The sequence below is a fragment of the Roseburia sp. AM23-20 genome, assembly GCF_003470905.1.
Lineage (GTDB): Bacteria > Bacillota > Clostridia > Lachnospirales > Lachnospiraceae > Roseburia > Roseburia rectibacter.
The window spans coordinates 219,116-234,685 of sequence record NZ_QRHS01000002.1 but is presented as its reverse complement, the minus strand read 5'-3'; the positions used below and the strand labels follow the sequence as shown (position 1 = coordinate 234,685).

The following is a 15,570-nucleotide window of genomic DNA, read 5'->3' as shown; positions in this document are numbered from 1 at the left end:
AAAGTTGAGGGCAAAATTTTGTCATTAATTTAAAATAAAAAAAGGAAATCGAAAAAGAACGCGGAATATATATATTGTAATTACTGTGTGGCAGGTTTATCCAAAGAGGAGGAACAACATGTCGATACGGGAAGATATTGAACGGATGGAATGTGAGAACTTAAGTCCGTATGCTACGCTCAGCATACATTCAAGAGGACGTGATTATCCGGAAGAACAGTGTGATATAAGACCTGTATTCCAGCGCGACAGAGACCGGATTTTACACTGTAAGGCATTCCGCCGGTTGAAGAATAAAACACAGGTGTTTCTGACACCCAAAGGAGATCATTACAGAACGAGGCTTTCACATACCTTAGAGGTATCACAGAATGCCCGCACGATCGCGAAAGCACTGCGGCTCAATGAAGATCTTGTCGAGGCGATCGCATTAGGGCATGATCTGGGACATACGCCGTTTGGGCATGCTGGTGAGTTTGTGCTGAATGGACTGTGCGATGAAGGTTTCCATCACAATGAGCAGAGTGTAAGGATCGTTGAGAAGCTGGAAAAAGACGGTAAGGGACTGAATCTGACCTGGGAGGTAAGGGATGGCATCTTAAACCATCAGACGAGTCTGATGCCGCATACTTTAGAAGGAAAGATCGTCCGGCTGTCGGATAAGATCGCCTATATCAATCACGATATTGACGATGCCATAAGGGCGCAGATACTGACAGAGGAGAATATACCGTTAGAACTTCGGAAAACACTGGGATTTTCGACGAGGCAGCGTTTAAATACACTGATACATAACATCATCAGCAACAGTGTTGGAAAAGACGATATCATTATGTCGGAGGAAGTAGAGCAGGCTATGATCGAACTGCGCAAATTTATGTTCGGCCATGTCTATAAAAATCCGGTAGCAAAAGGGGAAGAGACCAAGGCAAAAGCCATGATCGAGCAGTTGTTCTTCTATTATATGGAACATGTAGAACTTCTCCCTGAGAAATATCTGCGCATGCGTGATGCCGGTGAAACAGACCAGCGTATCATCTGCGATTACATCTCCGGCATGACAGACCAGTACGCCATCACAAAATTCAGCGAATACTTCATGCCACAGGCCTGGCAGGTAGATGGATATTAGAAATTAAAAAGCCTGTGGCATTGCCACACGGCCTGGCAGGTAGATGGATATTAAAGTTACAATTGCGAAATTCATTGAAATCGAAAGTGGTTGCGACAGATTGGCAGCCTGAATAAGAAAGTGCTGGGGAGCCGCCGGTCCTTAGCGACCGTGTTTTGGTCGCTTAGTACCGTTGCGAGCGACACGCAGCGCAAGCGTACTTTCGTTTTAGCTGCCAATCTGTCGCAAATGTTGGAAACTGAAGTTGAATTTCGCAGATGTAAGATGAATATAAACAACGAAAGGAGAAAAAGATGCCGTATTATTCTGATGACATCATAGAAGAAGTGCGTTCCAGGAATGACATTGTTGATGTGATTTCCCAATATGTGCGTCTTTCAAAAAAGGGCAGTACCTATTTCGGACTCTGCCCGTTTCATAATGAAAAAACAGGCTCCTTTTCCGTGTCGCCTAACAAACAGATGTATTATTGTTTCGGATGCGGCGCGGGTGGAAATGTATTTACATTTCTGATGGAGTATGAAAATTTTACATTTGGTGAGGCGATGGAAGCGTTAGCCGACCGCGCCGGTGTGGAACTGCCAAAACAGGAATACACCAGTGCGCAGAGGCAGGAAGCGGACAAGCGCGCAAGACTGCTTGAAATTAATAAAGAAGCAGCAAAATATTTTTACATGTTGCTGCGTGGAGAGAGAGGTGCGCGCGCGCTTAACTATTTCAGAAAGCGTGAGCTGTCAGATGAGACAATGCAGAAATTCGGTCTCGGTTATTCCGACCAGTACAGCGATGATCTTTACCAGTATCTCCGCAAAAAAGGATACGAAGATGATATTTTAAAAGAATCCGGTTTAGTCAGCATTGATGAGAGGCGCGGCGGGTATGATAAGTTCTGGAACCGTGCGATGTTCCCGATTATGGATGTACACAATAAGGTTATTGGTTTTGGTGGACGTGTCATGGGGGATGGTGAGCCGAAATATCTGAATTCTCCGGAGACAAAGATCTTTGATAAGAGCCGCAATCTTTACGGATTAAATTTTGCAAGAAGCACCAAAAAGCCACAGCTTCTTCTTTGTGAAGGTTATATGGATGTGATCGCCCTGCATCAGGCAGGGTTTGACAATGCGGTTGCTTCTTTGGGGACGGCACTTACGAGTGGACATGCAAATCTGTTAAAGCGCTACACGAAAAATGTTTATCTGACCTACGACAGCGATGGAGCAGGTGTAAAGGCAGCGCTTCGTGCAATCCCGATCTTAAAAGAAGTTGGGATCACCACGAAAGTTATCAATATGAAGCCGTACAAAGATCCGGACGAATTTATCAAAGCACTTGGTGCAGAGGAATATCAGAAGCGGATCGATACAGCAGAAAACAGTTTTATGTTTGAAATACGTATCTTAGAGCAGCAGTATGATATGCATGATCCGGAGAGCAAGACAAAGTTTTATAATGCGGTTGCAGAAAAACTTTGTACGTTCGGGGAAAAATTAGAGCGTGATAATTATATTGCTGCGGTAGCAGAGAAGTATATGATCGGTATAGAAGATCTGCGCAGGCTGGTAAACCAGTATGGAGCAAAGATCGGTATGGCAGCGGGTGGTGCATCACCTGTGAGAGAGCGGGCAGAAGTCAGGCGTGACCAGGGCGGTGAAAAGAAAAAGGAAAGCGGTATGATACAGTCACAGAAACTGCTTTTGACCTGGCTCATCGAGCATACCGGATTATTTCCTAAGATTGAGAAATATATTTCGCCGGAAGATTTTACAGAAGAGATTTATCATAAAGCGGCGGAAATATTATATGAACAGTATCGGGATACCGGTACCGTCAACCCGGCAAAAATTGTCAGTATGTTTCAGAATGAAGAAGAACAGCGCGAGATCGCAGGTCTTTTTCATGCCACGATCCGTGGTGTAGAGACAGAAGGAGACAAAGAAAATGGTGGATATTCCAAAGAAACGTTTGAGAAAGCGTTAAAAGAAACCATTATCCGGGTAAAACAAAACAGCATTGAGTATCACTTGAAGAACATGGCACCGACTGATATGGCGGCGTTGCAACGGTCAGTGGCGGATAAGAAGGCACTTGAAGAGTTAGAGAAAGTGCATATTTCCATTGATTAAGGACAAAATAGTAGAAAACCTGAGAGGATGAAACAAAATGGCAACAAAAAAGAAAGAAAACAACGAAAATACGAAGGTTTCCGGAAAGAAAGCGGATGCATCTGCAGTAAATAATGCGGAGACAGAAGCAGCAAGAGAAAAATTTCAGGAAAAATTAAAAGAACTTTTAAGCCTTGCAAAAAAGAAAAAGAATATGTTGGAGTATCAGGAAATCAGTGATTTCTTTGCTGATATGCAGCTTGATTCCGATAAATTTGAGAAAATTCTTGATTTCCTTGAGGCAAACAATATCGATGTTTTAAGAATCACAGATGATGATGCAGATGATGATATTCTGCTTGAAGTGGATGATGATGACGAGATTGAGGTAGAAAAGATCGATCTTTCTGTTCCGGATGGTGTATCCATTGAAGATCCGGTACGTATGTACTTAAAAGAGATCGGTAAAGTGCCGCTGCTTTCTGCAGAAGAGGAGATCGAGCTGGCAAAGCGTATGGAGCTTGGCGATCAGGAAGCAAAAAAACGTCTTGCAGAGGCAAACTTACGTCTTGTAGTCAGCATTGCAAAACGTTATGTGGGACGTGGTATGTTATTCCTTGACCTGATTCAGGAGGGAAATCTTGGTCTGATCAAAGCAGTTGAAAAGTTTGATTACCGAAAGGGATATAAGTTCTCGACATATGCAACATGGTGGATTCGTCAGGCGATCACAAGAGCGATTGCAGATCAGGCACGTACGATCCGTATCCCGGTACACATGGTAGAGACGATCAACAAACTTATCCGCGTGAGCAGACAGTTACTGCAGGAGTTAGGACGTGAACCTACCCCGGAAGAAATCGCAGCAGAGATGAACATGCCGGTAGAGCGTGTGCGTGAAATCTTAAAGATTTCCCAGGAGCCGGTTTCCTTAGAGACCCCGATCGGTGAGGAGGAGGACAGCCACCTTGGAGACTTTATCCAGGATGATAATGTACCTGTTCCGGCAGATGCGGCAGCATTTACTCTGCTAAAAGAACAGTTAGAAGAAGTGCTTGGTACACTGACAGAGCGTGAACAGAAGGTGCTTACACTTCGTTTTGGTCTTGAGGATGGACGTGCAAGAACACTTGAGGAAGTTGGAAAAGAGTTTAATGTTACCCGTGAACGTATTCGTCAGATCGAGGCGAAAGCACTGCGTAAACTGCGTCATCCAAGCAGAAGCCGCAAGTTAAAGGATTATCTGGAGTAAGATGGTAAAGATATCAGACAGATTAAAAACGGCGGCTTCATTGGTCAGTGAAGGTGTGGTATTAGCAGATGTGGGAACAGACCATGGTTATGTACCGATTTATCTGTTAGAACAAAAGAAGATCAGATGTGCGATCGCAATGGATATTAATAAGGGACCACTGGAACGTGCAAAGGAACATATTCAATTATATGGTATGGATGCATACATACAGACCAGGCTTTCGGATGGAGTTGCAGCGTTACAAATGGGCGAGGCAGACTCCATACTGGTTGCAGGGATGGGTGGCGGACTTGTGATGCATATTTTAGAAGAAGGAAAAGCTGTCTGCCAGGCGGCAGGCGAATTGATACTTCAGCCACAATCGGAACTGTCCGGTGTCAGGGATTACCTTGCGAAAAACGGATACATGATCGATGCAGAGCGTATGGTATTTGAGGATGGCAAATATTATCCGATGATGCGTGTGCATTATCAGACAGGGAAAAATAAAAATACAGATATAACAGAAAAAGATGCAGCGCTAAAAAATGCTGGAAACTGTGAAAGACAGGATCAAAGCAGATATAAGGTCGAATGTTTATACGGAAGACACTTACTTATGGAAAAAAATCCCATACTGTATCAGTATCTGCAGAAAGAACACAAGGTGTTTGAAACTATTCTGGATAATCTTTTAAAACAGCCTGAGTCAGAGAAAATAACTGCACGTATCGGAGAAGTAAAAGAATCGCTTGGTTATAATGAAGCTGCACTTGCATATTATAAAGCATAAGCCATCCTTGTGGAAAATGACATTTTTTACATGCTGGATTTGTGCTGTCTTAAGAAATGGGCGGGAATGGAGAATCATATGGGAGAAGAACAGATCATTGTAAAAATCGGGGAAGAAGAAAAAACGTATCCGGCAGGGATCAGCTTTTTAAGTATAGCGCAGGAATATCAGGACCGGTATGAGGATGATATCGTGCTTGCATTGTATAATAACAGACTGCGTGAATTAAAGAAAACCATAGAAAAAGGTGGAGAACTGTCTTTTCTTACAACTTCTGATAAGACCGGAAAACGTGCTTACCGCAGGAGTGTCACGCTGCTGATGCAAAAAGCAGTGTGGAATCTGTGGAGCAAAGAGCATATTGGAGTACATGTCAGATATGCCATCGGTCAGGGATATTACTGTGAACTGATGAAAGACGGGGAAAGCTGTAAGATCACGGAGGCGATGATCGGATCACTGAAAAAAGAGATGTATCGTCTTGTGATGGCGGATCTGCCAATCGAAAAATACAGTATGAATACGGATGAGGCAGTAGCTTTATTCCATGAACTTGGAATGAAAGATAAAGAGAAGCTGTTCCGTTACCGGCGCAGTTCCAGGGTAAATATTTACGAGCTGGATCATTATAAGGATTATTTTTATGGATTTATGGTGCCGTCTACCGGATATTTAAGATATTACGATGTGACAGCATACCAGGATGGTTTTGTACTTTTGTTCCCTGGGGAAGATGCAAAAAAAGTTTCGGAATTTGTGCCTTCGGATAAATTGTTTTATACATTAAAACGTTCGAGAGACTGGGGAAAACTGCAGCAGATCGATACGATCGGCGCTCTTAATGATGCAATTTCTGCAGGAAAGACGCAGGAAATGATCTTGACACAGGAGGCACTGTTTGAAGAACGTATCGGCGCACTTGCGGAAATGATCGTTAAGGAAGAGGGAAAGAAATTTATCATGATCGCGGGACCTTCTTCATCTGGAAAAACGACTTTTTCACACCGCCTGTCCATACAGCTTGCGGCAAAAGGCTTAAAACCGCATCCATTTCCACTTGATGATTATTATGTGGATCGTGATAAGTGTCCGCGTGATGAAAACGGAGAACTTGATTTTGAGTGCCTTGAATCGCTGGATGTGGAGCTTTTCAACCATGATATGAATGAACTTCTGGCAGGAAAGGCAGTGAATCTTCCGATCTTTAATTTTAAAACAGGAAAAAGAGAATACAAAGATAAGATCATGCAGCTGGGAAAAGATGACGTGTTAGTTATCGAGGGTATTCACGGACTGAATGATAAATTGTCCTATTCTCTTCCGGTAGAGAGCAAATTTAAGATTTATATCAGTGCGCTGACACAGTTAAATATTGATGAGCATAACTATCTGCCGACTACTGATGGAAGAATGATACGCCGTATCGTGCGTGATGCAAGAACCAGAGGCACTTCAGCAAAAGAAACGATAGCCATGTGGGATTCTGTGCGCCGTGGGGAGGAAAAGAACATTTTTCCATTTCAGGAAGGGGCAGATGTGATGTTCAATTCTGCACTGATCTATGAACTGGCAGTATTAAAGATATATGCAGAACCATTGCTGTTTGCCATTGACAAGGACTGTCCGGAATATCTTGAGGCAAAACGTCTTTTGAAGTTTTTGGATTATTTTCTTCCGATGTCCCCGGATGGAATCGGGCAGAATTCTATCATCCGTGAATTTATCGGCGGTTCGTGTTTTAATGTATAAGAAAAACAGGCTTGCACAAATAAGAAAAAAAGTGTATAGTTAATCGGGTGCCTTGCTGGCAGAATGTGCCGGCTGGCAAATGATGGATTTAAGTAGGACAAATGATCGCGGCCCGTTTATCGGGGTGAGGAAAGTCCGGGCTTCACAGGGCAGGATGCCGGATAACGTCCGGTAGAGGCGACTCTAAGGATAGTGCAACAGAAATATACCGCCCGGTATATACCGGGTAAGGGTGGAAGGGCAGTGTAAGAGACTACCGTCTCTCTGGTAACAGAGAGGGCATATGTAAACCCCATCCGAAGCAAGACCGAACAAAAGCGTTGACGTGGCCCGCCAGCTTTAGGTAGGTTGCTTGAGGCGGCTGGTAACAGTCGTCCTAGATAGATGATCATTCCGACTGTGGCTTGCCACAGTTTAGACATAACCCGGCTTATCGTCCTGCTTAAATCAGATATCAGTAATGGAAATATAACCAAAATCTAAAATGTTTCTTAAAAGACAATAGGAATGTTGACGTTTGTGTGTATTGGGTTTACCATAGCGTCATGGACAAAAAACGGTGCCAGATGGGTACCGTTTTTCCGTACATAAATATAAAAATGTGATGGCATCTGGATGGAAAGGAATGTTATAGATGAGAGAAAAATTACGACAGTTTATGATTGGCAGATATGGGGTGGATGATCTTTCAAGAGTGCAGATCATAGCTGCGCTGGTACTGCTTTTGGTATCTACATTTTTGCGGGTGAATATTTTATACTGGCTGGGACTGGCACTGTTAATTTATTCTTATTTCAGAATACTCTCGCGGAATGTGTCAAAACGTTATGAGGAGAACCAGAGATTTCTAAATGCAAAATACAAGGCAGTGGTAAAGAAAAACAATATCAAAAAACGCTGGGCACAGCGTGGTACTTACCGTTTTTTCAAATGCCCTCAGTGCAGACAGACAGTCCGGGTGCCGAAGGGAAGAGGAAAGATCTGCATTACCTGTCCGAAATGTAAGACAGAATTTATCAAAAAAAGCTGACAAAGGAGAAATGCTTTGTGTTTGGTTATATTAATATCAATCAAAAAGAGCTGACGGAAGAAGGTAAAAAAGCATATCAGGCATATTACTGCGGACTTTGCAGACAGCTTAAATCAAATTGTGGAACCAAGGGACAGATGCTGCTTGCATATGATATGACGTTTCTGATCGTTCTGCTGACCGGCCTGTATGAACTGCCGGATGAAAAGTCACAGTTTACCTGTGCACTGCATCCGTCACAGAAGCGGAATGCGTGGATCAACGAGGCTACAAAATATGCTGCGGATATGAATCTGATTTTGGCATATCATAATCTTATTGATGACTGGAAGGATGACAGGGCTTATACAAAGAAGGCATTTGCAAAAATGCTGGATAAGGATTATACTCGTATCATGTCAAAATATCCGAGACAGGTAGGTGCCATTGAGGAATATATGAAAAAGATCGGAGATGCCGAAAAGCATCGGGAGACAAATCTTGATCTTGTTGCCGGTCTGACCGGAGAGATGGTTGCAGAAGTGTTTTGCTGGAAGGAAGATGAATGGGCAGAAGAACTCCGCACAATGGGATTTTACATGGGTAAATTTATCTATCTGATGGATGCGTATGAAGATTATGACAGGGATAAAAAGAAAAACTGTTATAATCCGCTCACATTTGTCCAGGAAGAGCAGGCGCAGGATCTTGATACCTGGTGCCGGCTGCTTTTGACAAGTATGATGTCAGAATGTGCAAAATCATTTGAACGTCTGCCGATTCTTTTGCACGCAGATATTCTGCGTAATATTCTGTATTCAGGTGTATGGTCGAAGTATGAATATCTGCAGATTAAAAAGCGCAGAACTCAGGAAAAGGCAAAAAAGAAAGAGCATAAATAATGAGGTTTGATGTATGATGGATCCATATCAGGTGCTTGGTGTTTCACGGAGTGCCTCTGATGAAGAGATAAAAAAAGCATATCGTTCCTTAAGCCGTAAATATCATCCGGATGCCAATGTCAATAATCCGAACAAGGCGCAGGCTGAGGAAAAATTCAAAGAAGTACAGCAGGCATATGACCAGATCATGAAGGAAAAGCAGCAGGGAAGCAGCTATGGATATAATTCAGGAAATGGTTATGGATATGGGGGCGGACAGAGCTATCATTATAACCAGAGCACTGAAAATCCCAAAATACAGGCGGCTGCAAATTACATAGCTAACCGTTGTTATGCGGAAGCACTTAATGTTTTAAATGGGATTCCTTTTTCAGAAAGAAATGCACGCTGGTATTATTACAGTGCCCTGGCAAATCAGGGAGCAGGAAACAATATCATTGCAAAGGAGCATGCCACACGTGCAGTGGAGATGGAACCGAGCAATTTTGAATACCGGCAGTTCCTGCAGCATTTAGAGTATGGCGGAACATGGTATACAAACATGGGAAGCAATTACGACAGACCGTATTCGAGTGCAGGCAACTGGTGTCTTAGTATGCTGTTTTTGAATATGCTCTGTAACTGCTGTTGTCTGCGGCCGTTCTAAAGAAATATGCTTATATTGGCAAACAGAAGATTACATAAAAATACTGCCAGATCGATAAATGGATGATCTGGCAGTATTTTTAGATTAACGACGGTTTGGATTTGTGTATTTCTCCTCACAGTATTTACAGCGGTATATTTCTTTCTCCGGATCGGTCAGAACGAAAATCTGATCCAGTTCCTGCTCGATCGAAGTGATACAGCGTGGATTTTTACATTTGATCACATTTTTGACCTGTTTTGGGAGACAAAGTTCTTTTTTGGATACGATCTGGTCATTCTGGATCACATTGACCGTGATATTGTGATCGATAAAACCTAAGATATCGAAATCGAGTGCGTCAGTTGGACATTCTACCTTTAAAATATCCTTTTTACCCATTTTACTGCTCTTTGCATTTTTGATAATGGCAACCGGACAGTCAAGCTGGTCTAATTTTAAATCATGATAGATCTGCAGGCTCATACCTGCCTGAATATGATCAAGGACAAAGCCCTCATGGATTCCACTGATATTTAACATTGTTCTCCTCCTTATTCAACCTTAATTTCAAGCAGCGTTAAGATCAGAGCCATACGGACATAGACAGCATATTGTGCCTGTTTGAAATAAACAGCTCTCGGATCGTCATCTACCTCTACGGAGATCTCGTTGACACGTGGGAGTGGATGTAAAACGATCATATCTTCCGGTGCGAGATCCATTTTTGCTTTGGTCAGGATATAGAAATCTTTTAAGCGGACATAATCTTCCTCGTTGAAGAAACGTTCTTTCTGGACTCTTGTCATATAAAGTACATCAAGCTGTGGGATGGCATCCTCTAAACGCTCAACTTCAGTAAATGGAACATTATTTGCACGCAGGACATCTTCACGGATATAACTTGGAATACGCAGTTCTTCCGGTGAGATCAGTACAAATTTAATGCCTGGATAACGAATCAGGGCACTGATCAGAGAGTGAACAGTACGGCCAAATTTTAAGTCTCCGCAGAGTCCGATCGTCATATTGTCAAGACGTCCTTTTAAGGAGCGGATGGTAAGAAGATCGGCTAATGTCTGGGTTGGATGCTGATGACCGCCGTCGCCGGCATTGATAACGGGAATTCTGGATTTTTGGGAAGCTACAAGAGGTGCACCTTCTTTTGGATGACGCATTGCACAGATGTCTGCGTAACTGGAGATAACTCGGATTGTATCGGAAACACTTTCGCCTTTTGTTGCGGAACTGGAATCAGCACTGGCGAAACCTAAAACAGAACCGCCAAGATTTAACATGGCAGCTTCAAAACTTAATCGGGTTCGTGTACTTGGTTCGTAAAAACAGGTGGCTAATTTTTTGCCTTCACATGCGTGTGCATATTTGTTCGGGTACTTCTCGATATCATTGGCAAGGTCTAAAAGCCTGTCTAATTCATCGATGGAGAAGTCCAATGGGCTCATTAAATGACGCATATTAATCCTCCTAATATTCAGCATTTTTTCTATCATATAATAATCATTATCTGATTTCAAGAAGAAAAAAATTTACGTTATATTGATAAAATATGCGCTTGTTTTCAGATATTTTTGGGCAGATAAGTCTATATATCAGTAATTGAAAATAAAAATATCAGGAGGAGCCTGGAGTGTTACAGTGAATAAGAATGCGTTCAAATAACAATCCGGCAGCCATCCACAGTGGGGCATAATCAAGCCGGATGACGCCGCCTATATTCGCTTTTGCCTGGCTGTAATCCCAGGGACACATGCCATGGTGTTTTAAAAGTGTGCCGCTGATATATTCAAATGAAAAAATGCCAACGGAATAGATACAGCCACGAAGGAGAGCCGGCAGATTTTTGATATGCCGGTACAGTGGTGCGATTACCGCAGCAGTTCCATAAATAGGAAACATCCATACGGATGTCCGCCCGATCAGACGTTTATCCTGTTTCAGAAAAGAGCCTGTGGAAGTAAAAAGAATTTCCATGCACCAGCCGGTCAGTCCGCAGACAAAGAAGTTTTTTGTAATCATGTTCGTGTGTTCCTTTTATAAAATCATGATATCAGTATGCCGCATGGTATTGGAAAATATGTAACATTTTTCTAAAATAAAGGCGGAAAACTTGTAAAAACAGACGTTCTGTCATATAATAAAACAAGTGTATTCCAAGGAAAGAGAATGCGGCTGAATCAATTACTCGAACATATTTCATACGAAAGCGTGCAGGGGAGCCACGACCTTATCATTACGGATATCTGTTATCATTCCGGAAGAGTAAAGCGGGGGTCCCTGTTTGTCTGTATAAAGGGACAATATACGGATGGACACGATTATATTATGGATGCGGTAAATGCAGGTGCATTTGCGGTGGTAGTGGATGAAAACTGTATGGTAAATGTCCGGTGGGAATGTTTTATTTATACAGAGCATGGAAAAGTGCGTGTGCATGAGCTGGTACGCAATTATGGCATGGCTGTGATCGGGGTACATGATACCAGATTGGCGCTTGCCCGGATTTCTGCAGCATTTTATGACTATCCGGCAAAAAAACTTAAGATGATCGGGATCACCGGAACAAAAGGAAAGACGACGACATCATTTCTTATAGCAGGAATCTTAAAAGAAGCAGGATATAAGACCGGTATGATAGGCACTATTTGGGTGGATAATGGAAAAGATATAAAAAAAGCAGGTCATACGACGCCGGAATCAAGCGATCTGCAAAAAGAACTGGCGCAGATGGTAAAAAATGGATGTGTGTGCTGCGTGATGGAAGTATCTTCCCAGGGAATCAAGATGCAGCGTGTGGCAGGGATTTTTTTTGATATCGGGATATTTTTAAATATTGAACCGGATCATATCGGACCGGGAGAACACGCATCATTTGCAGAGTATCTGTATTGTAAGAGCAGGCTGCTCAGGCAGTGTGCGTCAGGGATTGTCAATCTTGATGACCGGAATACAGAAAAAATACTGTTTGGTCATACCTGTAAGACAGAGACTTTTTCTGTGCAAAAAGAAAATCATATGGAAGTTTTAGGGCAGAAGGCAGATATTGTGGCAGAAAAGATTACGTTTTCCATGAAAGAAGGAAGATTATACAGCCATTTTTTTACGGATGGCAATGAAGAATTTCTGCTGCAGATGCCAGGAATTTTTAATGTTTCAAATGCACTTGCAGCCATTCTTGTGGCGCGTCATTTTAAGATAGCGCAGAATGTGATAAAAGATGCACTGCAAAGACAGACGGTTCCGGGACGATGCGAAAATGCAAAAATATCAGACGAATTCGTGTTTTTGATCGATTATGCGCACAATGAGATGAGTCTGCGCAACCTGCTGCAGACATTGCGTGAATTTAAACCGGGGAGGCTTATTGTGATCTTCGGCTGCGGGGGTAACCGTTCAAAATTAAGAAGAGGCAGAATGGGTGAGACGGCAGGAATGCTTGCAGATTTTACGATTCTGACATCCGACAACCCAAGATGGGAAGATCCGGAGCTGATCTTAGATGATATTGAGAACGGTATGAAGGGTACGGAAGGGGCATACATACGCATCGCAGACCGGCGGTTGGCGGTGGCATACGCATTTGACCACGCCAGAGAGGGAGATATTATCGTTCTTGCAGGAAAAGGGCATGAGGACTATCAGGAGATCTGCGGGGTACGTTATCCGATGGAGGATAAAGAACTTATAAAAAAGGCAGCAGAGCGGGACAGACAAAGAGAAAGGCATAGTAACTGAAATGGCAGAATATGCAAATATCATTGTGGATATTTATCAGGGAAAATTAGATAAAACGTTTCAATACCGGGTGCCGGAGAGGCTAAAGAGTACGATCGCAGTCGGTATATTAGTTTCAGTTCCATTTGGTTCCAGAAAAATGCAGGGATATGTAATAGAACTGACAGATGTCTGTGAGTATGAGGAAGATAAGATCAAAGAGATACTCGCGGTCGTAAAAGACGGTGTCCGGATCGAGTCACAGATGATCGCACTCGCAGGCTGGATGCGGGAAAATTATGGCGGAACCATGAACCATGCCCTAAAGACAGTACTGCCGGTCAAGGAAAAAAAGAAAGCAAAAGAACAGAGAACAATAAGACTTGCGCTGCATCCCGTTGAGGCAAAAAATGAGCTGGCGGAATGTGAGAGAAAGCATAAGACGGCAAGGGCAAAACTTCTTATGGCACTGTTAAATGAGCAGGAGTTAGAATGGGAGACGGCAACGCAGCAATTGACAGTTTCAGCATCTGTAATCCGTGCAATGGAGGAAGCAGGTATCGTAAGAGTTGTCAGTAAGACAGCATACCGCAATCCGGTTGATGGACTGGACACGGGTGGGGAACGAAAACAACTGAATGAGGAACAGCAGAATATCGTTTCAAAGATCACAGCGGAGTATGATGCGGGAGAACGCAGGACATATCTGATCAAAGGCGTCACCGGAAGCGGAAAGACGGAAGTTTATATGGAGCTGATCGCACATGTGTTCGCCCAGGGAAAACAGGCGATCGTGCTGATACCGGAGATTGCGTTAACCTACCAGACGGTTAGACGTTTTTACAACCGTTTTGGGGCACAGGTATCGATCATAAATTCAAAACTGTCGGCGGGAGAGCGGTATGACCAGTTTGAACGTGCGAAAAACGGAGAAATTTCAGTGATGATCGGCCCGCGTTCAGCGTTATTTACACCGTTCCCCGATCTGGGGATCATTATCATAGATGAGGAGCATGAGGCTTCCTATAAGAGCGAGACAGTGCCAAGATATCATGCGAGGGAAACTGCGATACAGAGGGCAGAAATGACAGACGCGATCGTAGTGCTTGGTTCTGCTACACCATCTCTTGAGAGTTATTATAAGGCAGAAAAAAATGAATACTGTCTGTTAGAATTAAAACACAGAGTACAGAAACGACCGATGCCTTTGTGCGAGATCATCGACCTGCGGGAGGAGTTAAGAAGGGGCAACCGGTCAATCTTAAGTGACCGTCTGAGTGAGCTCATGGAGGACCGTCTGAAAAAGGGAGAACAGACGATGCTTTTTATCAACCGGCGTGGCATGGCAGGCTTTGTCTCTTGCAGAGCCTGCGGTCATGTGATAAAATGTCCGCATTGCGATGTTTCTCTGAGTCAGCATGGAAGCGGTGATAGGACACGTTTAGTCTGTCATTATTGTGGATATACGACGGCACAGCCGGATCTGTGTCCGGTCTGCGGCTCTAAGTATATCAGTGGCTTTAAGGCAGGAACACAGAAAATAGAACAGGTGGTAAAGGCGCGTTTCCCACAGGCACGTGTGCTTCGGATGGATATGGATACCACGAGGAGCAAAGAAGGGTATGAACAGATTTTGTCAGCGTTTGCAAATCACGAGGCTGATATACTGATCGGTACACAGATGATCGTAAAGGGACATGATTTTGCCGGGGTTACGTTAGTGGGTGTGCTTGCGGCAGACCTTTCGCTTCATATCAGTGATTACCGTGCGGCTGAACGGACTTTTCAGCTTCTGACGCAGGCGGCAGGACGTGCCGGCAGAGGTGATGTGCCGGGCAGTGTTATCATACAGACTTATGACCCGGAGCATTACAGTATTACGACAGCAAAAGAACAGAATTATGAGGCTTTTTACGGTCAGGAGATCGAATACCGCAAACTGATGCGATATCCACCCGTATGGAATATGCTTTATATTTTATGTGCGTCGAAAAATGAAATGGCAGCGGGGGAAGCAGCGATGGCGTTGATGGAAAGAATCGGTCAGGCGGCGAAAGAAAGCAGCGAGGGAATCTATCCGATCGGACCGTCAGATGCACCGGTTGCAAAAATATCCGATGTCTACCGGAAGGTGATCTATGTAAAAACAAAAGAGTACAGGACACTTGTTCTTTTAAAGGATAAACTGGAAGGTTTTATGAAGGATAACCGTCTGTATCAGAATGTGGCAGTAGGATTTGATTTTAACCCGGTCAACGGATTTTAAAATAGTATAATGGAGGATAAAAA

At 43.4% G+C, this 15,570-nt stretch carries 13 protein-coding genes and 1 other RNA gene; 11 read left to right on the top strand and 3 right to left on the bottom strand.

The features are described from left to right. Positions 1–118: 118 nt before the first annotated feature. From DW650_RS04000 to DW650_RS03960, 9 genes are all read left to right on the top strand, one after another. Positions 119–1,132 carry a deoxyguanosinetriphosphate triphosphohydrolase gene (locus DW650_RS04000; protein ID WP_118209119.1) on the top strand — a complete coding sequence of 338 codons (1,014 nt, stop codon included), beginning with the start codon at positions 119–121 and terminating at the stop codon, positions 1,130–1,132. 293 nt (positions 1,133–1,425) lie between these two features. After that, complete coding sequence (gene dnaG / locus DW650_RS03995) at positions 1,426–3,258, top strand: DNA primase (protein WP_118209118.1); 1,833 nt, start codon at positions 1,426–1,428, stop codon at positions 3,256–3,258. 37 nt (positions 3,259–3,295) lie between these two features. Beyond that, positions 3,296–4,489 carry an RNA polymerase sigma factor RpoD gene (gene rpoD / locus DW650_RS03990; protein WP_117918691.1) on the top strand — a complete coding sequence of 398 codons (1,194 nt, stop codon included), beginning with the start codon at positions 3,296–3,298 and terminating at the stop codon, positions 4,487–4,489. Between the two features lies 1 nt (position 4,490). Further along, positions 4,491–5,264: a tRNA (adenine(22)-N(1))-methyltransferase gene (locus DW650_RS03985; protein WP_118209117.1), complete on the top strand. Its 774-nt coding sequence runs from the start codon at positions 4,491–4,493 to the stop codon at positions 5,262–5,264. A gap of 78 nt (positions 5,265–5,342) precedes the next feature. After that, complete coding sequence (locus DW650_RS03980; protein ID WP_118209116.1) at positions 5,343–7,013, top strand: nucleoside kinase; 1,671 nt, start codon at positions 5,343–5,345, stop codon at positions 7,011–7,013. Between the two features lie 89 nt (positions 7,014–7,102). Then, an RNA gene (gene rnpB, locus DW650_RS03975) (RNase P RNA component class A) lies at positions 7,103–7,462 on the top strand. A 185-nt stretch (positions 7,463–7,647) separates the two neighbouring features. After that, positions 7,648–8,043: a hypothetical protein gene (locus DW650_RS03970; RefSeq protein ID WP_118209115.1), complete on the top strand. Its 396-nt coding sequence runs from the start codon at positions 7,648–7,650 to the stop codon at positions 8,041–8,043. Between the two features lie 17 nt (positions 8,044–8,060). Further along, entirely contained in the window at positions 8,061–8,924 is an 864-nt protein-coding gene (locus DW650_RS03965) for a DUF5685 family protein (RefSeq protein ID WP_117918683.1), read from the top strand. Between the two features lie 13 nt (positions 8,925–8,937). Further along, complete coding sequence (locus tag DW650_RS03960; protein ID WP_117918681.1) at positions 8,938–9,570, top strand: DnaJ domain-containing protein; 633 nt, start codon at positions 8,938–8,940, stop codon at positions 9,568–9,570. 84 nt (positions 9,571–9,654) lie between these two features. Here the strand turns inward: DW650_RS03960 and DW650_RS03955 are convergent, their stop codons facing one another. From DW650_RS03955 to DW650_RS03945, 3 genes are all read right to left on the bottom strand, one after another. Then, the gene (locus DW650_RS03955; protein WP_117918680.1) at positions 9,655–10,092 is read right to left on the bottom strand and encodes an aspartate carbamoyltransferase regulatory subunit; all 438 of its coding nucleotides are present in this window, start codon (positions 10,090–10,092) and stop codon (positions 9,655–9,657) included. 11 nt (positions 10,093–10,103) lie between these two features. After that, positions 10,104–11,024 (bottom strand): aspartate carbamoyltransferase, encoded by a 921-nt coding sequence (gene pyrB, locus DW650_RS03950; RefSeq protein ID WP_118209114.1) that lies wholly within the window; start codon positions 11,022–11,024, stop codon positions 10,104–10,106. Positions 11,025–11,181: 157 nt separating this feature from the next. Further along, complete coding sequence (locus tag DW650_RS03945; protein ID WP_117918676.1) at positions 11,182–11,586, bottom strand: putative ABC transporter permease; 405 nt, start codon at positions 11,584–11,586, stop codon at positions 11,182–11,184. A 147-nt stretch (positions 11,587–11,733) separates the two neighbouring features. Between DW650_RS03945 and DW650_RS03940 the strand changes: the two genes are divergently transcribed. Together DW650_RS03940 and priA are read left to right on the top strand one after the other, a co-directional pair. Beyond that, positions 11,734–13,302, top strand: a complete 1,569-nt coding sequence (locus tag DW650_RS03940; RefSeq protein ID WP_118209113.1) for a UDP-N-acetylmuramoyl-L-alanyl-D-glutamate--2,6-diaminopimelate ligase — start codon at positions 11,734–11,736, stop codon at positions 13,300–13,302. Between the two features lies 1 nt (position 13,303). Then, positions 13,304–15,547, top strand: coding sequence for a replication restart helicase PriA (priA, locus tag DW650_RS03935; protein ID WP_118209112.1), 2,244 nt, complete (start codon positions 13,304–13,306; stop codon positions 15,545–15,547). Positions 15,548–15,570 lie beyond the last annotated feature (23 nt).